This is a genomic window from Lacipirellula parvula, from assembly GCF_009177095.1.
In the GTDB taxonomy this organism is placed as follows: Bacteria; Planctomycetota; Planctomycetia; order Pirellulales; family Lacipirellulaceae; genus Lacipirellula; species Lacipirellula parvula.
Map to the genome: position 1 here is coordinate 6901331 of NZ_AP021861.1, position 20928 is coordinate 6922258.

Below are 20928 nucleotides of genomic sequence, written 5' to 3' on the forward strand. Positions count from 1 at the left end.
ATGAGCCGTTAAGCTACGCTAGATTGCGGCGGCAGACAATTAAAGCAGCTGGAATGCGGGCGCGGGCCGGGCGCTACGGTTGCGGGGCTTCGTTGACGGCGGGGGGAATGCTTTTGGGGAGCTGAGGGGATAGTGAGCGGGGCGTGGCGGCGGGCGTGAGCGCGGGCGCGGGGAGTTGGTTTGGGGCTGGCGGTTGGCGATGGTTGGTGCGCTGAGGGCGTGCGGCGTCGTCGACGGTGGCGGCTTGGCGGAGCGTGAGCGCCGCGGCGCCGAGGGAGAGTCGCGGGGAGGGGGCGGCGATGGCGAGCGGTTCAAAGGCAACGTCGCTATTCTCGAACGCGGCGTCGAGTGCGGCGACGGAGGGCGGCGCGACGGTCGTTTCGCCGAAGTGGTCTTTCCAGACGGTCAGATCGTTGGCGTTGACGAGGCCGTTGCCCGAACCGTCGGCGCCGGTTCCTGGCGTTGGGGCGCTTTGTCCGTAAGAGCGTTGCCAGGCAAGGAAGTCGGCGCCGTCGACGACGCCGTCGGTGCTGTAGTCGCCGGCGCCCGCGAAGGCGGTTTCTTTGAGGAGCCACATTTCAGTTCCGTACTCGATGCCGCCCGGCAGCGCGTATGCCAAGGCGAGACTGCCGTTGACGTTGGCGAGCCAGCGCGGGCCATCTTGTTGGGTGGAATTGATAAAGCCGTCGGTAAGCAACTCGACGTCGCCCCTAAGGCCGTTGACTCGAAAAATGGTAGGAACGTCATTCGAGGGTGCGATAAAGTAGAGCCAATCATCGATGACCGCTATTCGAGGAAGCGAAGAACCCACGTAGTAGGGGAATGAGGTAAGGGGGCCGGGGGCGATGTCTCTTGCGAGGCGAGTGCCGGCGGGGCTTCCGTCGCTTAGCCAGGGTTCGAAGCCGTTCTTGCCGTCGTTAGCAATGAAGAAAAGCTGGCCGTTGACGTTCGTCAGATAGCGGGGCGAGCTGCTGGGCGAGCCGGCAGCGTTGCTGATGTCACGCACGAGGTATGTTCCAGCTTCCGTACCGTCGCTGCGCCAAAGTTCCGTTCCCGTTTGATTCGTCGTGGCGGCGAAATAGAGAATTCCGTTGCATTCTACGAAGGGCGACTGCGTGTTGAGGGAACTGCCGGCCCCTGGTTGGATATCTTTCACGAGCCGCGTGCCGGCGACGGTTCCGTCGCTAACCCATAGTTCACCGCCGAGGTTGGAACGGAACAAGTTGAAAAACAACTGGTTGCCGACGCGCGTCAGCTGAGAAGGCGACGAGATGCCGCCAAGGTTGATTAGCGGCGTCGGGGGCGTTCCGTCGCCGGAAGTTTTCCAGATATTGTTGGCGGCGCCGAAATAAACGGCCCCGTTGAGCGAAACGAAATCGAAAGGATCCGACGAGGCGCTGCCTGGCTGAACGTTGCCGACCATGACGGTGCCGGCGGCCGTACCGTCGCTCTTCCACGGCTCGACGCCGGCGACGCCGTCGGTTACGGCAAAGTAGAGAATGCCGTCGACGTTGGTCAAACGACGCGGCGGCAAATTGCTGAGTCCGGGCGATATCTCTCGCACCAACGCCGTGCCTGCCGCCGAGCCGTCGGAGCGCCATAACTCAAGGCCAGTGACGCCGTTGTTGGCGACGAAGTAGAGCGTGCCGTTGACGTTGGTGAAATAACGGGGCGCCGATGAGCGAGCCCCGGGAGCGATGTCGAGCACCATTCGCGTTCCCGCGGCGGTGCCGTCGGTGCGCCAGAGCTCGTCGCCGTGAACGCCGTCGTTCGCGGAGAAGTAATAGACGCCGTTGACGTTTACCGGCGTGCTAGGAGAAGCATCGTTCGTGTTCAACGCGACGTCCGCCAACAAGAGTGTGCCGTCGGCCGCACCGTCGGTGATCCAAGGTTCCGCCCCGTGGATGCCGTCGTTAGCGACGAACAGGAGCTTGTCGCCGAACGCCGCGAGCTTTCCTACAACGCTGCCGGCCGCTCCGGGCTGGATGTCTTTGACGAGCATCGTGCCGGCCTCTGTGCCATCGCTTTTCCAGAGTTCGACGCCAGATCCGGTTCTGTGCGCGGCGAAGAATAACGTTCCGTTGACGTTGAGGAGTTGAGAAGGTTTGGAGGCGCCAGTGGGATTGATATTCTTGACGCGCGTGGTGCCCGCCGACGTGCCATCGGTCGTCCAAAGTTCGACGTCGTTGTCGGAGCCGCTGGCGGCAAAGTAGAGTTTGCCGTTCGCTTCGACGAAGGCGCGTCGATTGACCTCGACGCTTGAAACGACGGGAGCGACATTTTTTAGAAAGTAGGTTCCTTGCTGCGTCCCGTCGCTGCGGTAGATTCCCAATCCATTGACGCCGTCATCGGCGACGAAGACGATCGCGCCGTTCAAGCCGGCGATTCCGAAGAGCACCGAACTCTCGACTCCCGGATATATGTCCTTCACCAACTGAGTGCCAGCTTCCGTTCCGTCGCTTTTCCAAAGCTCGACGCCGCCGACGCCGTCGTCCGCCCGGAAGTAGAGAACGCCGTCGACATTGGCGAGAGATTGTGGGCGCGACGCAAACTCGCCTGGATTAATGTCTTTGACTTGAGTGGTCCCGGCAGTGGTGCCGTCGGTGTGCCAAAGTTCGACGCCGTTCGACCCGTCGCTCGCGGCGAAGAAGAGAACGCCGTTCACATTGACGAGCGAGTCGGAGGAGACGAAGCGGCGAACGAGCGTTGTTCCCGCAGGGGTTCCGTCGGTCTTCCAGAGTTCATCGCCTAGGTCGCCCGAATTGAAGTAGGCGACGTTTCCCGTCACGACGTAGTCGGAAACGTCGTAGGGAGTAACTGCCGGGGTGGAGTTGACGTCGAGCAGCAGCTCGGCGACGCCGCTGAGGACTTGGCGGGGTTCGAGGGTTTCGAACTGGAGGCGGTCGTTGGTGCGGAGCGGCGAGGTGGCGTGAGCGGCGCGGCGGGGACGGCGGTGGTGCACTGGGCCTCCGGCAACGGGGAGCGATGAATCGCTAGGCTACGCTAGATTGCGGGAGTAAGCAACCAAATGGTCTGGAATTGGACGTTCGCGGCGACGGGAAAATAAAAAATGCCGCGGAGCGGCGGAGGCGAGCGTTACCACGCGGAGCGTGGGAACGAGGGTGAGTCGCGCGTGGGTTCGGACTGGTCGCTTAAGCGACCAGTCCGGGGGCGGTGTGCGCGATGACGTTGCCGGCGGGGCCTTGGCCTGGCGTTCGAGGTTACTCGCCAGTTTCGTTGATGATCGGGATGCCGCGCTGCTGCACCGCCTCCAGGAAGGCGGGAGCCGCGGCTTCGATCACGTGATTGCCTAGCGGCACCTTCGTCGGTTCGCCGCCGCTCTTCTTTTCGCACAGCATCGAATAATTCACGTTCTTCCGGCCGCGGCGGCCGGTTGTCTCTTCCTTAATGAGCCGCACCTGAGCGAGATTGTCGTATTTCACCTCGAGGGGTGCAGAGAACACCCATATGCCGACCTTCGCGGACATTCCCGAGTCGTCGATCGCGACCCGATCGAGAAACAGCGCCGGGGCGAGTCCAAGGGCGGCGATTGGTCCGAGGATAATCATCGTCCAGCCGAAGCGGTCGGAGTGTGCCTTCACAAACCAGCCGCCGACGGCGGCCGCAACGCCGCCGAGGAACGTGACGATGGGCACCCACAGCTCGTTTTGGAAGACGTGGGCCGTGCCTTCGGTCGTTTCGCGAACGCAGCCGGTCGAAAGGGCGACGGCGGCGAGGAGTAGCGGCAAGCGCCAACCAGAGCGGGCGAGGAGCATTGTTCGGTCCATGGACGGGGATAAGACGCGGGGTGCGACTTGAAAGGGCGCGAATGAGGATGCGGCGGCAGTATATCGAGAATGTCGCGGTATTGCCAATGCGGATATGGGGTTAGGGACATCGCGTTGGCGTGTCTTGAGGACTTGTTCGCCCTGCATTTCATCGGCGGCGACGGCCGCGTGCCGAGCAGGCTCCGGTGAGTGCGACGGCGCCCCAAATGTGGGGGAGTGGAAAAAGTCAACGAAAGAAGTCGCTGCTACTTGACGCGCTATAATCAGCAACCCTAGAGTCAACGCCCACTGTTCGGATTGCAATTGGTTGTTTTGATTGTTGGGGCGTCGATTTGAACTCGTCTGCTGCTGACCTGGCGATGGATTTTCTTGTAGACGCTGCGGCGTTGTGTTTTTTTCTAGGCGCTGGCGGCGACCTTTATGTGACCGCGTTCATCGGGCAGATTTCTCAATTGATTTTTCTCGTCTTATGGATGAGGTTTTGGGAGGCGAAGGCAGTGCAGTCGTTAGGAGGGACTCTGCCTCGCTTGCGGTCAACTGCTCCTCCGTGCAACCTCTTCTCTACGGACGGGCTGGTTCTGAGGAATGCTCCGTTGATTGCGATCGGCGTTGTTCTTGTGGTTTCGCCTTTTCTTTTGCCAGTCGCGGTGGGGGGCGTCGTGTATGCGCGAAGAACGTTCCTGCGGAGCAGCGGTCGTTCCGCCGGGAGCGTCGACTACCATCCGGCTCCGGGCGAGGAGTCTGCCGTCGCGCGCGAGGCGATGCATTCCGTCGTTGACTCGAAGCGACTGTGGGTCTATCGAATGTCAATCGCCATTTCGATGGTTGCGGTCCGGGTGATCTTTAGCGCTTTGGACGAGTTGGGGTGGCTGTGGCGTCAATCCGCAAATCGCGATGTTTCTGGTGCGGGAGACGTCGAGGGGGCGGAAGGTGCGGCAAACAACGCGCGGCCGGTGGAGGAGCCAAGGAATCGGTTGCACTTGCGAAGCGCGCTGACCGAGACGATAGACAAGTCGAAGCCCCAGCTTGTGGATGGTTGCAGATCGCACCAGTTCGGCGCGCGCGTGTGGCTTCCCGCTGCAGCGGGCGATGTGCACGTTAGTCTGCCGGCGATGTGCTCAAGTCGAGGCGTATTTGCCCGGGATGTAACATCGCACGAGACACTGCACTGTTTTCAGCATGCCTGCCATGGAATTCTGCATAGTGAGTTTCATGGCACCATGAAGGCGGTTTGCCGGGCATACGTCGAGCTTGAGGCTTGCTTGTTGGGGTCGCCGGTGCTGTTTTGGATCGCGGGAGGGGTGACCATCCAGGCCCTGCTGGCGACTGTCCAGCATGCAGCGACAGCTGAGCCGGTCTGGATGTCTCTTTCGCTGGTCGCGACGGCGATTATCTTGGTAGTATGGGGGGAAAGGATCGAATGGTCTGGCGGGAGCGGCCAGGAAATGGCTAGAGGTTGAGTTGGGGTTGGCGTAGACTCCTCTGAAACGACGATAATTGAAAAGCCGCCCGTTCACCCAAGGCGTTAGCCTGATGGCTCCAACAGGTAAGGTTAAGCAGTCTTCTGACGCTCCAGCTGCCGGGGCAACTGCGAGTCGTCGCGGTTCTCATGCTGAGTCGACGATCAATGCGCTCATGGCGCTCGGCGTCATCGCGTTGGCCGTCTGCTTCGGGCAACTTGGGAACTACCTGGTTTCTTTCTTTTCCGGTAAGCCGTACGAAGCGTCGACCGCGCGTCAGGCCTCGATCGATTTGTTGATCGGCTTAGTCGCTTCCGCTTTGTTTGTGGTTGCACTGGTCGTGTTTGGTCAGATCACTTTCCTGGTGGTGAGGTTTGTGCGACTGCGATTAACGGCAGCGCCGTCTGGCAAGGAGTCCGAGGTCGTCTCCAGCCAGGAATCTCACCCTGTCTACAGCAAGTCGAGCGACGAGAGCGATTGGGAGAGCGTGGTTGCAAGCGAGCCAATCAGGTTGCAGCAGCGCATTCTGGCCGAAGCGCGCGAGTCGAGGCCGGCGGCCCCGTTTAGAGGTTGAATCGAATGGCAGGCGATCGCACGAGTTGCATCTCAACCAGAATCATTGGATTGGATGAAATTCTCGGAGGCGGGTTGCTACGCAGGCACGATGGAACTTGTCCGTCGATGCTCATCTCCGGTCTGCCGGGCGCAGGCAAGTCGACGTTGGCTCTGACAATGGCCGTCTCGCGGCCAATTGAGGATATAGATGCCGAATATATGGCTGAATTGAGGCCGGCGGAGCTGCCGGTAGTGTATTTCATCACGGAAGAGCGTCCTGAGGATTACTACGAGTTCATTACGGCGTTAAGTCCCGATTCCGGGGTCGAGTCAGCGACTTACTTGGACGGGAACTATCGAATAAAAGCGAAAGAATTGGGGCTGGATAAGGGAAATTACAGGGTCATCTTCAGTTTTTACCCCATGTATGCGGTGGCGACTGGGCGGTCTTCGGACGCCGCCAATCGCACGTTAATTGATCACGTCGACGACCGACTCGCTGCGGTCGGCCCGTGCCGCTTGGTGGTGATTGACTCGTTGTGGGGAGATTATGGGCTCGCCGCGACCGAACTCGATATGGGAGTGCTGCACGATCGTGAACTGGTTGCGGAGCGAGCGGTATTCAAGAATTTATGCGAGGTGTCGCACCGTATTAAAGTTCCATTGGCGATGGTGGTCGAGCGCGACGACAACTGGCAGGACTGGCGGGAGTTCGCGGTCGATATTGTCCTGCGATTACGAAAAGTCGATGAGGAACAGAACCGCACGCGGCGCGTCATCGAAGTGGCGAAGTCGCGCTATCAGCGTAGTATTCCCGGATATCATACGCTTCAGCTCGGCGCTGGCGGCGCTGTAGTTCATCCCAATGGCTTTGCGTTGCTAGAAGAGAGAAGGCTGCTGAAGGCGGCTCGGCGCGAGCCGGTTGGGCGTTATCCGAAGGCCGAAAACGAGCAATTCGCCGCTGACGCCGCGTTTCACAAATTCTTGCCCGGGATCGCGCCCGCTTCTGCAACGCTCATTTACGGGGACGATCAGACTCGCAAGCGTCTTGTTGCAGTTCGTTTCCTCGAGCCCGCGCTGATCAAGCCGGGTGAAAAGAAGTCCCTGGTGGTCTGTTTCGGGCCCGATGAGCGGGCGTTTAGGCGAATACTCACCGACTATAGCTCAAAGTTCTTAGGCGACAGTCGAGACGAACGCGAGCGTAAGCTAGCTCGAGTATCGATCGAAGAGGGACCGACGGACGTTTCGGGAATGGAGACGTTTCTAGGGCGATTGGCGGAAGCCTTTGATTCCTGGGACTACGACCGGGTCGTTGTGGACGATGTGGCGGCGATTCGCAACTGGGAGGACTTTATTCCTCCCCTGAAGCGATTGTTCAGCTTGTACGGCATCACTTCTCTGTTCGTACACACTCTTGAACGAGAGGAGCATCACCGACATCGCGTGATGTTCGATACGATCATCCGCACGAAGAGATTCACGAGATGGTTCAACGATCAAGACGATCCCACAAATCAAGATAATTCAGCAAACGCTACTCAGGGGTTTACGTATCCTCGTGCAGTCTTCGGCCGGGGATTCGCATATCACAAGACTAAAGAGAATTCTATATCGCCGCAGGACGTAGCGTGGTGGCGAGTCAACGTCGACTTCCAGAATAATATTTCTCTTGTACAGCATCCTCGCCTCGTCTTGCGCGGCAGCGAGTTGGAGTTAATTGGATCGGTTTCGAGGCCGAAAAAATAGACGGCTGTTCGGCTAAATTGGGCTTTCTAAAAACGATGCCGATTGTTCTTCGTTCACCTAGAAAACTTACTGCTTCGATCACTTCCCTCATGTGCGGCGTTGACGGAGAACGCATCCGATTGTTGCGATGATCGCGAGGAACGCCCCAGCGGGTTCCGGGATGCTGGTCGATGCGGCGGTTGTTGCTGAAGCGGCGTTCGCCGGGATGCCGCGGGCGTGGCCGAAGGTGTTCTTCCAGTCGGCGAGCGTGATGCCGCTGCCGCCGCGTTGCCAGGCGAGGAAGTCGGCGCCGTCGACCTTGAAATCGCCGTTAGCGTCGCCGGCGTAGATGATGTCGGCCATCAGATCGGGGCGGTCGGTTTCGATCGAGTCGACGCCCATCGCGATTAGCTGTTCCATCCGCGCGGGGGTGTTGACGGTGAAGACGTCGACCCACATGCCGTTGCGGTGGAAGGCGTTGATCGCTTCTTGAGTGATCGAGCCGTCGCCGATCGACAGGCCGTCGATGCCGCTCGCTTTGAGCGCCTGCAAGTTGGCGTCGCTGAGGTTGCTGGGGACGGCAGTGAGGAGTTGGATTTCGGAGTTGCCGAAGCGGGGGTCGCTCGTGTACTGGCCGCTGGAGGGCCAGATCCAAATGTCGTCGGCCGTGGCGCCCGAGGCGAAGATGGCGTCGTCGACGGCGTCGCGGAACGCTTGGTTCGCGGCGACTTTGACGTCGAGAATCGTGCGGCCTTTGCCGACGGTGTACTGCAGCACTTCGGTGAGCGTGGGAACCTTCTCGCCGGCGTATTGGGCGCCGTACCAACTGCCGGCGTCGAGCGCCTTCACCTGGGCGAGCGTGAGGTTCGCGATCGGGCCGCTGCCGTTGGTGGTGCGGTCGAGCGTATCGTCGTGGAAGACGACGGCGTGGCCGTCGGCGGTGAGGTGGACGTCGAGTTCGAACAGGTCGTTGCCGACTTCGTACCCTTTGGCGAACGCTGCCATCGTATTTTCAGGAGCGAGCGTGCCGCCGCCGCGGTGACCCATGATTTGCGTGCGGCCGAACAGGGGCGGCGTCGGGGCCGGCGGTTCTGGCGGCGGGGCGGGAATCGTCGGACCGGCGACCGTGGCGCCGGCCGCGGAGACGTTGCCAAGCAGACGGACCTGTTCGTTGGTAAGGGCGCTGTCGACGTAGCGAAAGCTGCTCACGTAACCGGCGGCGGTTTCGTTGCCGTCGTCGGCGAACAGATAGAAGGAGGAGGCGAGGTCAAAGCGCTCGTCATCGGCCGGCTGCGTGCCGACGAGGGCGCCGTTGATGAACTTGGTGAGCGTACCGGTGGCGGAACGAGTGATGGCGATGCGGTTCCAAGTGTTCGGGACGATGGCGCCTTGGTACGAACCGTTGATGCCAACGCCGCCGCTGGCTGAATTTTGGATGAAAAAGTCGCCGTCGTCGTCGTTGGCGAGATTGGTTTGTAGCAGGCCGCGCCACTTGCCGTCGGAGGCTGCGGGCGAGAGGAAGTCCCAGAACATCGTGTAGGCCGTGGCGCCGCTGCCGCCGGGGAAGACCTGGTAGCCTTGCGTCGGCGTCGCCGCGGGGAATCGCATCACCCCGCCGCTACCGCCGCTGGGGAAAGCGGGCAAGCCGAGTGAGGCGGCCGTGCCGAACTGCGTGGCGCCGGGGCCCCAGTTTGTGCTGAGCGGATCGTAGTATTGGATCGTGGCGGAGCCGATGGAAGCGGCGAGGGGCGTGGCGCCGTCGAAGTTCCAGGTGAGGTCGACGGCTTGGGCGGGGCCGGCGGCAATGGCGAGGGCCGCGCCGATGAAAAGTGCGGTGATCTGTGCGAGCGGACGGCGTGGCATTCGGTCACCGATTGAATGAGAGCGGATCGATAGGAGTCGCGTCGGGTGAAGGCGGGTGCAGTATAGATGAGTCGCTGCGGGATTGCGGCGGCGTGCGCAAAGTGCGGGGGGAAAGACGCACGGGAACGCGGAACGCTGCGGACGAAGTTGTCCCTAGCCCCGGGCTCTGCCCGGGGGGCGGTTAGAAGTAGGGGCGACGTTCCATCGAGTGGTGCGCGACCCCCGGGCGGAGCCCGGGGGCTAGGAATGCGCGACGTTGGCGCGCGTCACTTGCTGATGCGTCGCGCGACTTGCTTGGCGCCGTTTTGGTGGAGCACGAGACTACGCGCAACGCCCGATTTTGGGAGTTTGAATTCGAGCGTCGCGTCGATGCCGCGGTACGACCAGCGGGTGGGCGAGTCGGGGAAAACTTCTTGCGTCGCTTGGTTGGTGATGCCGACCATCAAATGGCCATCCTCGTCGTTCACGTCGAAGATGAAATCGGGCCGCAGTTGGTAGCGGCCGACCAAGCGGCGGCGCAGCTTGGCGTCGATTGCCGGGGTTTTGTCGTCCTTCTTCGCGCGTGCTTTCCCGTCGGCTGCGTCGATGGCTGCCGCGGCGTCTTCGTCTGCTGCAGGAGGCTGAATGTCGTGGCCGGCTGCTTGTTGGATGATAAGGGTCGCAAGTTGATCGGCTTCGTTAGCGACGGCCGTGTTGCAGAGGACGATCGCCGCCGCTTTCAGTTCGCGATTGATGAAGATCGCCGTCCGCGTGCCGCCGGTGCCGCCGTTGTGCCAGCGAGTTTGGCCGTCGCCGGCGATCATCCAACCGAGGCCTATCGCGGGGCCCGACTTGTCGGCGTCGCGTTGTTGCTTCCAGGCGAGTTCGATCGCTTCGCCGACAGGGCCGGCGGGCGGTTCAAGTTGGGCTTTGGCGAAACGGAGCATGTCGCGCATGTTGGCGTGGATGCCGCCGGAGCCGATGAAGTCGGTGCGGGTCCACGCCGGCGTCGGCGAGCCGACGCGATCGTGCGGCGTGGCGAGCCGTTTGGCTTGAGCGTCGCTCAGTTCGACCGCGACGTCGGTCATCTTCAGCGGGCCGGCGATTCGCTCATTGAGAAGTTCTTGGTACGACTTGCCGGCTTGCTGCGCGAGGAGATAGCCGAGCAGCGACGCGCCGAAGTTCGAGTATTCCATTGCTTCGCCCGGTGCGCGCGGGAGCGTGAAGCCGTTGACGAACTCCGCGGCTTGCGCGGGCGTGTAATCGCGATACGGATTTTTGGGGTCGGCGGGCGCGAGATTGGCAGGCAGCTTCGGCAAACCGGCGCGGTGGGTGCTGAGGTCGATCCACTTGATCGGCGCGCCATCGTGCGACGGCAAACGAATGCCGGCAGCGTTCTCGGCCACTGCGGGTTCGTTGAGATCGATCTTGCCCTGCGCGACGGCGTCGGCGAGTAGGAGGCTGGTAAAAACTTTGGTGATCGAGCCGAGCTCGTACAGCGTGAGATTGTCGGCGTTCTTGCCGCTGCGCGTGGCGTTGCCGAGATGGACGATGCCGTAGCGGTCGCCCTCGATGTAGCCGATTGAGATGCCGTCGACGACGTGATGCTCGATGAGCGGGGCGGCCATCTGCTCGACCCATTCGTCGGTGACGTGTTGGGCGGTGGCGCGCGAGGGCGCCAGCGACGCCACGATCGCGACGAGGAGCAGCGCGTAGCGGGAACGTGGGGAGTTCATTCGTAGGTACTCGAGAGGACGGAAGAGCTTTACAGGGGTATTGGTACCGCGAGCGGCGGCGGCCTACAAGAAAAACGGTCGCTAGGCGCTGGGGGGGATGAATCTGGGCGATTCACGCGGATAGGTGGATTGCGAAGGAGGTCATTTTGACGGGGTTCGTTCGATGCGATTGTAACGCGCAGGCTGGTTCTGCCGTATTCGATTCGCCGTAAATGTGCAGGGGTGGGAAAGCGGCGTCTTCGCCGAGGGCGGCGGCGACCCATAGTTCCAGTAACTCCTCTTTGTGGCCTCCTGTTTGCGATTTACTTTTCTTTCGGCCGTAACGGCGTTAGCAGACGCAGCGGCGACTGGGGAATTTAGCGATGCGACTTTCTGTAGCTGCTCCGTATATTGTCCTCTTTGGGCTGTTGTCTTTGACGATCGCCCTCGAAGCTGCGCAGGCGAAGGCGCCGAAGTCGATCGAGCCGCCCAAGGCGGTGGAATTCGACGGCCGCACGTTGAACTTGGCGTGGCAAGGCGAGAATCCGGAGCAGCCGGTCGCCGAGTTCATTCCCGAGGGAGAAACGCTCGACAAGTGGACGCATTTGGCGTCGATTCGCCGTTACCCTGATTTGGAAGACGCCCAGGGGTTGGCGAAGATGACCGTCGAAGAGGTCCAGGAAACTTACCCGGGGTCGCCGACGAATTTGGTCGACGATCCGAAAGGAAGCGACGCGATTATTGAATTCGTCGTCGAGTCGCCGGACAAGACGTTCGCCGAGTACAACTTGTTCAAGTACGCGAAGGATCCGGCGGGGGGCGTCGTCGCGCAGCAGTACGCGCTGCGGACGTACGGGGATCGGAAGACGTTCCTCGACGAGCTGACGGCGAAGCGGCAGAAGCTGCTGGATGAGATGGCGGATTCTGGGTTGGCGGCGGTGAGCGCGAAAAAGGCGGAGTGAGTGCGCGCTAGTTTCTGCTGGGAACGCTTGCGTTTGCTTGGGGTAGCGTGCTGCGAACTCGCGCGATAAACGCCCGCTCTGCGTCGTTGATGGCGCCGTCGGAGCTGACGATATATTCGATGCAGCGGATGAGCGTCTGTTGCTGGGCTGCGCTTCTGAATGATTTCAATGCGGCCAGCGATTCCGCCAGAACTTTCTTGAAGCCATGTTGAGCGACTTCGTCGACGAACTCGGCGAGCTTCGCTGTGAGCGCGTCGGCATCCCAGGGGGCGCCTGCTTTTCTCATCAGGTCAGCGATTCGCTCCTTCTCGATGCTTGAGGCCCGGCCATCGACGGCCATTGCGCAACACAGGATGCGAAAGAGTGATTCGCGAATGTCGTTGGCGGCGCCGGGGAGTTCGTGAGTTTCGCTGACGGCCGGTAGGTCGGCTGAGCGAACGGAGGACGCAACGGAGGCGGCGGCGATGGGCGGCGGCGGAGGCTTCGGGGCGCTCCGGGCGCGTTTCAACGTCGCCGCCATCGATTCGACGGCCAGTTTCACGCCTGCCGAGAGGCCGCAGCGGGAGACTTGCAGGAGTTCGTTCAGGCCTGAGGAACTGCGAAACTTCAGCTCATCGTACTCGCAGATTGGAAGCTCGCGGTTGGCTTTGAAACGTCGATCGGGGCCGCCCTTCTTATTCACGTATTGCCACGTGCGGTCGATGACCTTCGCGTCGTGCGGGACCGTTTCACTTTCGATGAATCGCGTGGACGAGCATTCAAGGATCACGTTTTCGTAACTCACTGCCCCGACGCCGGCAGACCCGTATACCAAGATGGTGTCGGGCAAGAAATACAGTTCCTGTGATCCTGCGGGGAATCGATAAGAGGGAACGTTAGTTCGCACAAAGGGAGGGGCTTGGTCGGTCAGCGAGATTCGCCGGCGTTGGACGAGGGAACTCGCTCCTGCATGATACTTGCGGTCATAGACGTCGCCTTGAGCGAATACATGCCACAGAGCGCCGCTGCGCGAAAGGCCTTCGAGGCGATCGTGAAGCTGCTCGAAGACTTTGAGTCGCTCCTCATCGAGGTCGTACATGACGACGACGCTTTTTTTGAGAAGATCCCAGTAGTAGGCAAAGCCCGACGCAATCGCCACGACTGCTGCTAATGCCATGACGATCCAAGGAGGCGCTCCTTGGAAGTAGAGGCCGCCGACTAAGCCGATCGACGCCGTAACGGCGATTGGAAATGCTCTCCACTGCTTTTGCTTACGATCTAATTCAGCAAGCAAGACTGCGGCATTCGAATCGACCATTTTCGATACGCAGCCGGAAGTGACTTCTTCCATCGGGCCATGCGTGTGCGCTGGCGGCGCGAAGCGGCCGGCGTCATCCGGATCCGCGGAACTCTCTCGCGCGCGACGTGGCGCGGCGCTGGGAAGCGTTTGGCGATAGTACAGGCCTCCGGCTCCGATATGGACGTAGTTGCCGCGGGGGCCTGTGCCGACGCGGAAGCCTTTGATTCCGGCGGAGACGCCAATTCCTGACTTGGAGAGGTTGAACCGGAGCGGACCGACCTTCACGCTTTGACGAATGTAGAAGCCCATACGATCGCCTGATTTGCTCAGAGGAGAGGCGGACGGCGTATAGGCGATAAAGATAGTCTATTGAAGGCTGTTTGGGCGACGGCAATCGTCGTGAGGGGGTGACGAAGGCAGGGCGAGGAGGGGTGGAGACCGCGGGGCGGGTTCGGACTGCTCGCTTAAGCGACCAGTCCGGTGGGGCGTCCATTTCTTGGGGCGCTCCGGCGGGTCGTTGGCCCGCGGCTACTGAAGTAGGCTACTTGAGGTCGATGGGGAGGGCGTCGATTTTAGCGGCGAGAATAAAATCGTTCTCGCTGAGGCCGCCGATGGCGTGGGTCCAGAGTTCGACGGCGACGTTGCGGTAGCCTTCGATGTGGAGGTCGGGGTGGTGGCCGTCCTCTTCGGCGACGCGGGCGCACTCGTTGAAGAATTTCAGGCCGGCCATGAAGTTTTTGACGGTCCATTCCTTACGGATTCGCTCGCCGCTGTGGACAAGGCGCCAGCCTTCGAGCTGCTTGAGCTGGGCGCGGGCTTCGTCGTTGGAATACGGGGCGACGCCTCCTTCGCAGGGGAGGCACTTCTTTTGGCGGAGGTCGTGGGGGGATTGGGCGGCCATGGGGAGGGTTTACCTTCTGTGGAGAGGTCGTATCTGGTCTGCGAGTTGCCGCAAATCGCCGGCGTCGCAGACTGCCGAATCAAAAGACTATTTTGTCGATTGTGTATTGAATGATCATTCGCGCGTCGGCGTTGGGCATTATCGCTGCGGGACGGCTGGCGACCAACCCCCGAGTTTCGCGTGGTGTTTGGAGCGGTCGGATCGTAAACTGTGTGAATGCCTTTTCGTTTCTTGGTGCAAGCGGCGCCCCAGCGCCTTGGATGAACATGCCTGATATCCCAGATCCACAACGTTTGACGGGGCTGGAGGAGCGGCTCACCTATCAGCAGCATCTGATCGATCAGTTGAACGAGGTGGTGTTGAGTCAGGGGCGGCAGTTGGAGCGATTGAGTCGCGAGGTGGCCAACTACACGACGGCAGTGCAGCGGATGGCGCAGAATCCGCCGGGCGAGGATTTGCCGCACGAGAAGCCGCCCCACTACTAAGAGGGGGCGGCATGAGAAGATGCCGGTGATCTGCGATGTCGTCGATAGCAGATCCTCGCTTTCGTGAGAGCGAAAACCCCAGCGAAAAGTTGCGGCTTTGTGAAACTCGAAGAGGAGGTTGGCGCTGAGAGTGTCACACGACTGTCACTCGATCGTGGCGATCATCTCTCGGTTTCCCGCGGAAATTTCCGTGATTTTGTTGACGTTCCGTGGATTTCCACGTCCCCGAGAAGCCTGATAGAGTGACAATGATTTCCATTGTCCGATTTCACCCCAAGCGTTCTGAATACCGATGGAGACAAACACGGGCCTGTTGCGGGGCAGCAACGCTACAGTCCAACCATCGACCGAGGAGCGAGCGTAGGCCATCAACTATATAGGGAGTGCCAACGAATGCACCGGCCAATGCCCTTGCGCAACGGAGCGACCGAGTCGCCGTTGCGGACACTCGTTCTGCTGCTGACGAGTCCCATCGATTGCGAAGCTTTTTCCCTGTGGTGCCAGTACCGCGTCGGTTGCGACGTGGTGGAATGGGCGACCAACTTGGAGGAAGGCATCGAATGCTGTCGACGGATCCAGCCGCGGCTGATGGTGATCGACCCCTCGATTGGTTGCGGGGCCGTGGAGCGAGCCGTCGCCCTTGTGCGCGAAGAATCGGCGGGGCACTTGCTGGTGCTCGACAGCCGGCCGATGGAAGTTCGCCTCGCCGCGATCTTGGGCGAGCCGGGGACCAGCTACTTCAGCCGCACGGCGTCGCCGCAGGCGCTGTCGGCGGCGATGGCCGACATGCTGCTGAATGGCCGCCGCGTCTTTGATCCGACGCTCGCGCCGCGGATCCGTCGCACGGAGCGCGGCTACCAGCTCGACTACGCCGGCGAGCAACGTTCGATCTCGATTCTCTCGCAGCGCGAACAGCAAGTGATGCGGCTCTTGGCCGAGGGACGCACGGTGAAGCAGTGCGCCGAAATGCTCGGTCTGTCGGAAAGCACGATCGACAATCACAAGTCGCGGCTGATGAAGAAGCTCGGCATTCACAAGAGCTCGGAGCTTGCGGTGCGGGCGATTCGGGATGGGTTGTTGATTGTTTGATGGCGGGCTGAGCGGCGGGCCCCCGGTTTGAAGAACCGGGGGCTAAGGGGGCGTTGGCGATGCGGCCTGAATGCGCTCGTTGGCGACGATTTTTTACGCACCGCCCGAGGGTGGCGGGGTTTTCTCGTGGGTTCGGACTGGTCGCTTAAGCGACCAGTCCAGCGGCACGCTGGGGTTGGCGCGGGGCGTCGGCGGATAGGCTACAATTGGTAGGAACGAACCTGCCGCGATCCAATCGGGTCGCTATTGCGTCTTAGACGTAGCCAATCGAATGGGGCCGCTCGCCCCTCCCGTCACGCCAGCCACCGAGATTCTCATCCATGAGTCGTTCCCTGTCGTCGCTTGCGTTTGTCATTGCGCTTCTCGTTTCTGCTTCATCCACGCTCGCCAACGAACATCAGCAGCATTGCCGCTACTGCAACGCGCTGAGTGCGTGGGCCGATCCGCCGCAGGCGACCAATGGCCGTAACTACGCGCCCGATCGGCAGGTCGACGTCGAGCATATCAAGCTCGACCTGACGCCCGACTTCGACAAGCGGACGATCGCGGGGACGGCGACGATTCGTTTCGCGCCGATTTCGAAGCCGGCGAAGTCGCTGCGGCTCGACGCCCATCGGCTCGACGTGAGCGCGGTCCGTTCGAAGCATGGCGTGAGCAGCTTCTCGTCGGATGACGAAAGTTTGACGATTGTGTTTGAAGCGCCGATTGCCGTCGGCGAGCAGGCGGAGGTCGAGATCGATTACTCGGCCGAGCCGGTCGAGGGCCTCTACTTCCGCACGGCGGCGATGGGCTTACCAAAGGGCGACGACCACCTGTGGACGCAAGGCGAGCCGCACGAAGCAAGGCATTGGTTTCCCTGCTTCGACTATTCGAACGAACGGGCGTCGAGCGAAATCATTTGCCATGTGCCAGAGGAAATGACGGTCGTTTCGAACGGCAAGCTTGTCGGCGAAACCAAAGAAGACGGCGGCAAGAAAAGCGTTCACTGGCTACAAGAGAAGCCGCACGTCAGCTACCTCGTCTGTTTGATCGCGGGCAACTTGGCGAAGCTTGAGGCAAAGCATCGCGACGTGCCGCTCGGGTTCTACACGCAGCCGTCGAAGGCGAAGCACGCGGAGTTCGCGTTCCGCGACACGCCGGCGATCATGGCGTTCTACGAAGACGAAATCGGCGTGCCGTACCCGTGGGATAAGTACGACCAGGCGACCTGCGCCGACTATCACTGGGGCGGCATGGAGAACACGACGATCACGACGCTCACGCAGCGCACCATTTACAGCGACGCGACGGAGAACATTCGCAGCAGCCGCTCGCTCGACGCCCATGAGATGGCGCACCAGTGGTTCGGCGACTACATTACCTGCAAGGATTGGAGCAATTTGTGGCTGAACGAAGGGTTCGCCACCTACTACGCTCTGCTGTACGAGGGGCATAAGGAAGGCCAGGACGCGTTCCAGTACGGGCTGTACCTCGACGCCCGCGACGATATTGGCCCGCACAGCAAAGACCTGCGGCCGATCGTTTACCGCGATTACAACGTGCCGCGCGATCAGTTCGATTTCCGCGCGTATCCGAAGGGGAGCTGGGTACTGCACATGCTGCGGAGCCAGTTTGGCGACGAGCTGTACCGCAAGGCGATCAAGACGTACCTCGAACGGCACGCGCTGGGCGAAGTCGTCACCGACGACTTGCGGCAGGTGTTCGAAGAGCTGAGCGGCAAGCCGCTCGATCGGTTTTTCGACCAATGGGTCTACCACGGCGGGCAGCCGCAGCTGAAGGTGACCTACAAGTGGTTGCCGGAAGAGAAGCTGGCGCACGTCACCGTCGAGCAGACGCAAGAAGCGAGCGACAAGGTACTGCTGTTCGAGATCGACACGCTGTTGCGGTTCATCGTCGATGGCAAGGAGTATGACCAAGAGATTCGCGTCGACCGCAAGAAGCAAGACTTCTACATGACGCTGCCGGCGGAGCCGCAGGTGGTGCGGTTCGATCCGGAGTACACGCTGCTGGCGAACGTCGATTTCGACAAGTCGGACAAGATGCTGGAGGCGCAGCTTGCCAACGCGGAGGATGCGATTGGTCGCATCCTGGCGTGCGACGAGTTGGCCGACGTGAAGACGCAGGCGGCGGTCGCGGCGCTGAAGAAGGCGTTCAACGAGGACGAGTTCTTCGGCGTGCGGTGCGCGGCGGCGACGTCGTTGCGGAAGATTCGGACCGAAGAAGCGGTGGCGGCGCTGCTTGATTCGACGAAACAAGACGATGCTCGCGTGCGGCGGCAAGTGGTCGAAGAACTCGGCAAGTGCTACCGCGACGACGCGGTGAAGCAGTTGCTCAATGTCATTGAAACGGAGAAGAACCCCGCGATTGTCGCGACGGCGTTGCGCGGGTTGGCGAGCCACCAGGGCGACGACGCCTCGGCGACGGCGAAGCAAGCGTTGCGGGACGAATCGTGGGGCGGCGAGCCGGTCGGCGCTGCGTTAGCGGTGATTCGCGATCTCAACGATCCCTCATTGGCGTCGAGCGTGATGGAAACGATCAAGTCCCGCGAGGCGGAGCTCGATCCGCGCGACGTTAGCGAAGCGATGGTCACCGTGGCGAAGCTGTCGCAAAAGGGCAAACGCCAACAGGAGGCGTTTGAGTTCTTCGTCGACTACCTGAACCATCCGCGGCAGACGTTGCAGTCGTCGGCGATTCGCGGGTTGGGCGAGTTGCACGACCCGGCCGCGCGGCCGCTGCTGGCGCCGATTGCGGCGAACAAGGTCGATGCGGTGCTCGCCGCGGCGGCAAAGGCGGCGCTGGGGGAACTCGACCAAAAGACGCCGCTGGTGCCCGCGGAAGTCGGCGACTTGCGGAAGGAAGTGCGTGAGCTGCGCGAGGAGCAAGCGAAGCTGCAGAAGTCGCTTGATGAGTTGAAGGAGAAGTCGGCAGCCAAGAAGGCTACCGGGAAGAAGGACGACAAGCCGGCGGAGGAGTGAGCCGGCTGCGATGCGCGGACGCCGTTACCCCCGGTTTGAAGAACCGGGGGCTAAATGAGGGGTGGCAGGGTTGAAGGTGATTGGCGTGCGCGGGATCGCGGCTAAGTCGAATTCTCCGGCGAATTCTTTTGCCGATAGTTTTTCGCGCTCGCCGAGGCCGCACCACTCGGCGATTAGGGCGATGATCCGTTCGGCGGCGACGCCTTGCGCGCGGTAGTGGCTGATGCGGCTGTCGCCGTGGCGTTTGGCGAGGCGGCGGCCATCCTCGCCGAGGACGAGCGGCAGGTGGTAGTACTCGGGCGGCGGCTCGATGCCGAGTCGTTGTTGCAGCAGTAGTTGCCGGTGGGTCGAGCCGAGCAGATCGTCGCCGCGCACGATGCGGTCGATCGCTTGGCGGGCGTCGTCGACGACGACGGCGAGTTGGTAGCTCGGCAGCCCTTCCTTCGTAGCGACGAGAAAGTCGCCGGTCGTGGCGGCGATGTCGTGACGGTGCGCGCCGGCAATGTGATCGACGAACGCGGTCGCGCCGTCGGGGACGCGGAGCCGCCAGGCGACTCCCGGCTCGTCGAGGGCGGCGGGCGGCAGCGGCGTCGGCTCCACCGGTCGGCAGGTGCCGGGATAGCGGAGTTCGTGTTCGTCGCCATGCGGCGCGGAGAGGGCCGCGGCTTCGATTTCCTTGCGCGTGCAGCGGCAAGGGTAGATGTCGCCCTGCCCTGCCAGGCGTTCGAGGGCGGCGCGGTACGGCGCGAGATCGCTGCGCTGCGTGACGGGGCCGGCGTCCCAGTCGATGCCGAGCCAGCGAAGGACGTCGACCGCCTCGTCGCTGGCGCCCGCCTTCACGCGTGGGCCGTCGAGGTCTTCGATGCGGAGGATGATGTGCCAGCCTTGCTGCCGCGCGAGGGCCCAGTTCGCGAGGAACGTGCGGGCATTGCCGAGATGGAGGGCGCCGGTCGGGGAAGGCGCGAGGCGGGTGCGGTGCATGGTTGGGGCGTTCTAGCGGTTCAGCAAGTCGATCACTTGGTCGCCGTCGGTCACGGCGTAATCGGGCCGCGGCTTGTCGGCGGGGAAGACGAACAACTCCGCGCGGGGGGACACGACGGCGAACGACTCTTCGATTTGGCCGGCGTCATTTTTTATCTTGGCGAGGTCGAGGCCGAGGTGCTTGGCCATGAAGGGGTACATTGCCGCGCGCTTCGAGGGGCCGTAGTCGTGCCCCTCATCGGCGAAGTGGGCGTTCTCGACGTGGTCGGGGGCGCCGACGAGTTGGTAAATTTGCTGCACGTGCGGGAACTCGACCTGCGGCGTTCGGCGGGTCCAATCGTCGCCATCGGAAATGAGTAGCAGCGGTTTCGGGGCGATCGAGGCGGCGATTTCGACGTTGTTTGTTTCGTGGGCGGCGCTCTTGTGGATCGGCAGGCCGCTCTCGCAACTGCAGCCGCCGTAGAAGTGGGCGGAGACCATTACCACCGGGACGGAGACGGCGACGCGGGGATCGATCGCGGCGAGGACGAACGTTTGCGTGCCGCCGCCCGACTCGCCGGTGACGCCGATGCGATTCGGATCGACGTTGCCGAGCGAGAGGAGGTAATCGATCGCCCGCATGCTGTTGTAGGTTTGTAGGCGGAGCGTTTCGCTGTGGTGGTGATCGACGGGCGTCGACTCGCCATAGCCGGCCATGTCGTACGCGAAGACGGCGGCGCCCATGCGGGCGAGCGCGGCGCAGCGCTTTTGCGTTTGCTCGAGCATGCGGTTGTCGGCCATGTGGCCGTGCGGGCAGAGGACGCCGGCGAGCGGGCCCTTCGCCTCGGTAGGCAGGTAGAGGTTGCCGGTGACCCAAAAGCCGGGGAGGCTTTCGAAGGCGACGTTTTCAACGGTGTAGCCGTCGTGCTCGCGGCGCGAGTGGCGGATCGGTTTTAGGTCGCAGGCGGCGGGGAGGCGTTCGAGTTTCATCCCTTTGAGCATGCCGCGACGGATGTTCGCGGCGCGGGCTTGCCACTCGTCGGCGGTGCTGTAGGTCTTCGCGAACTCGGCGAGCTTCGCGGCGCCTTCGGCTTCGGTGTAGCACTCGCCGCGGAAGAGGGTTTGGATTTCGGCGTGAGCAGTCTGCGAGAGGATGAGGGCCGCGAGAAGAAGCAGCGTTCGCATGGGATCG

General features: G+C 61.9%; 15 protein-coding genes. 7 read left to right on the forward strand and 8 right to left on the reverse strand.

Features of this window, described 5'->3' with window-relative positions; all coding sequences use genetic code 11:
* Nucleotides 1–73: 73 nt before the first annotated feature.
* Both PLANPX_RS26985 and PLANPX_RS26990 read right to left on the reverse strand, forming a co-directional pair.
* Nucleotides 74–2962 (reverse strand): ELWxxDGT repeat protein, encoded by a 2889-nt coding sequence (locus PLANPX_RS26985; protein WP_152101722.1) that lies wholly within the window; start codon nt 2960–2962, stop codon nt 74–76.
* A gap of 259 nt (nt 2963–3221) precedes the next feature.
* The gene (locus PLANPX_RS26990; RefSeq protein WP_152101723.1) at nt 3222–3776 is read right to left on the reverse strand and encodes a hypothetical protein; all 555 of its coding nucleotides are present in this window, start codon (nt 3774–3776) and stop codon (nt 3222–3224) included.
* Between the two features lie 605 nt (nt 3777–4381).
* Here PLANPX_RS26990 and PLANPX_RS26995 point away from each other — a divergent pair.
* From PLANPX_RS26995 to PLANPX_RS27005, 3 genes are all read left to right on the forward strand, one after another.
* On the forward strand, nt 4382–5248 hold the full coding sequence (locus PLANPX_RS26995; protein ID WP_152101724.1) for a hypothetical protein: 867 nt from the start codon (nt 4382–4384) through the stop codon (nt 5246–5248).
* A gap of 175 nt (nt 5249–5423) precedes the next feature.
* Entirely contained in the window at nt 5424–5822 is a 399-nt protein-coding gene (locus tag PLANPX_RS27000; RefSeq protein ID WP_152101725.1) for a hypothetical protein, read from the forward strand.
* Nucleotides 5823–5929: 107 nt separating this feature from the next.
* Nucleotides 5930–7549: an RAD55 family ATPase gene (locus tag PLANPX_RS27005; RefSeq protein WP_152101726.1), complete on the forward strand. Its 1620-nt coding sequence runs from the start codon at nt 5930–5932 to the stop codon at nt 7547–7549.
* An 87-nt stretch (nt 7550–7636) separates the two neighbouring features.
* Here the strand turns inward: PLANPX_RS27005 and PLANPX_RS27010 are convergent, their stop codons facing one another.
* Both PLANPX_RS27010 and PLANPX_RS27015 read right to left on the reverse strand, forming a co-directional pair.
* The gene (locus tag PLANPX_RS27010) at nt 7637–9391 is read right to left on the reverse strand and encodes a glycerophosphodiester phosphodiesterase family protein (RefSeq protein WP_152101727.1); all 1755 of its coding nucleotides are present in this window, start codon (nt 9389–9391) and stop codon (nt 7637–7639) included.
* Nucleotides 9392–9657: 266 nt separating this feature from the next.
* Complete coding sequence (locus PLANPX_RS27015) at nt 9658–11106, reverse strand: serine hydrolase domain-containing protein (RefSeq protein WP_152101728.1); 1449 nt, start codon at nt 11104–11106, stop codon at nt 9658–9660.
* 362 nt (nt 11107–11468) lie between these two features.
* Here PLANPX_RS27015 and PLANPX_RS27020 point away from each other — a divergent pair, with 362 nt between their 5' ends.
* Entirely contained in the window at nt 11469–12047 is a 579-nt protein-coding gene (locus PLANPX_RS27020) for a hypothetical protein (protein ID WP_152101729.1), read from the forward strand.
* A gap of 7 nt (nt 12048–12054) precedes the next feature.
* Here PLANPX_RS27020 and PLANPX_RS27025 read toward each other — a convergent pair whose 3' ends face one another.
* Nucleotides 12055–13635, reverse strand: coding sequence for a DUF4236 domain-containing protein (locus tag PLANPX_RS27025; protein ID WP_152101730.1), 1581 nt, complete (start codon nt 13633–13635; stop codon nt 12055–12057).
* Nucleotides 13636–13867: 232 nt separating this feature from the next.
* Nucleotides 13868–14227, reverse strand: a complete 360-nt coding sequence (locus PLANPX_RS27030; RefSeq protein WP_152101731.1) for a 4a-hydroxytetrahydrobiopterin dehydratase — start codon at nt 14225–14227, stop codon at nt 13868–13870.
* Between the two features lie 266 nt (nt 14228–14493).
* On the opposite strand from PLANPX_RS27030, the gene PLANPX_RS27035 reads away from it, so the two are divergent.
* The 3 genes from PLANPX_RS27035 (at nt 14494) to PLANPX_RS27045 (ending at nt 18776) form a co-directional block, all read left to right on the forward strand.
* A complete protein-coding gene (locus PLANPX_RS27035) occupies nt 14494–14712 on the forward strand; it encodes a SlyX family protein (protein WP_152101732.1) in 219 nt (72 codons plus the stop codon).
* A 405-nt stretch (nt 14713–15117) separates the two neighbouring features.
* A complete protein-coding gene (locus PLANPX_RS27040; protein ID WP_172992355.1) occupies nt 15118–15801 on the forward strand; it encodes a response regulator transcription factor in 684 nt (227 codons plus the stop codon).
* A gap of 320 nt (nt 15802–16121) precedes the next feature.
* Nucleotides 16122–18776 (forward strand): M1 family aminopeptidase, encoded by a 2655-nt coding sequence (locus PLANPX_RS27045; protein WP_152101734.1) that lies wholly within the window; start codon nt 16122–16124, stop codon nt 18774–18776.
* Between the two features lie 24 nt (nt 18777–18800).
* Here PLANPX_RS27045 and gluQRS read toward each other — a convergent pair whose 3' ends face one another.
* Together gluQRS and PLANPX_RS27055 are read right to left on the reverse strand one after the other, a co-directional pair.
* Nucleotides 18801–19757, reverse strand: a complete 957-nt coding sequence (gene gluQRS / locus PLANPX_RS27050) for a tRNA glutamyl-Q(34) synthetase GluQRS (protein ID WP_152101735.1) — start codon at nt 19755–19757, stop codon at nt 18801–18803.
* Between the two features lie 12 nt (nt 19758–19769).
* Nucleotides 19770–20921: an alpha/beta hydrolase gene (locus tag PLANPX_RS27055; protein ID WP_152101736.1), complete on the reverse strand. Its 1152-nt coding sequence runs from the start codon at nt 20919–20921 to the stop codon at nt 19770–19772.
* Nucleotides 20922–20928: the final 7 nt, after the last annotated feature.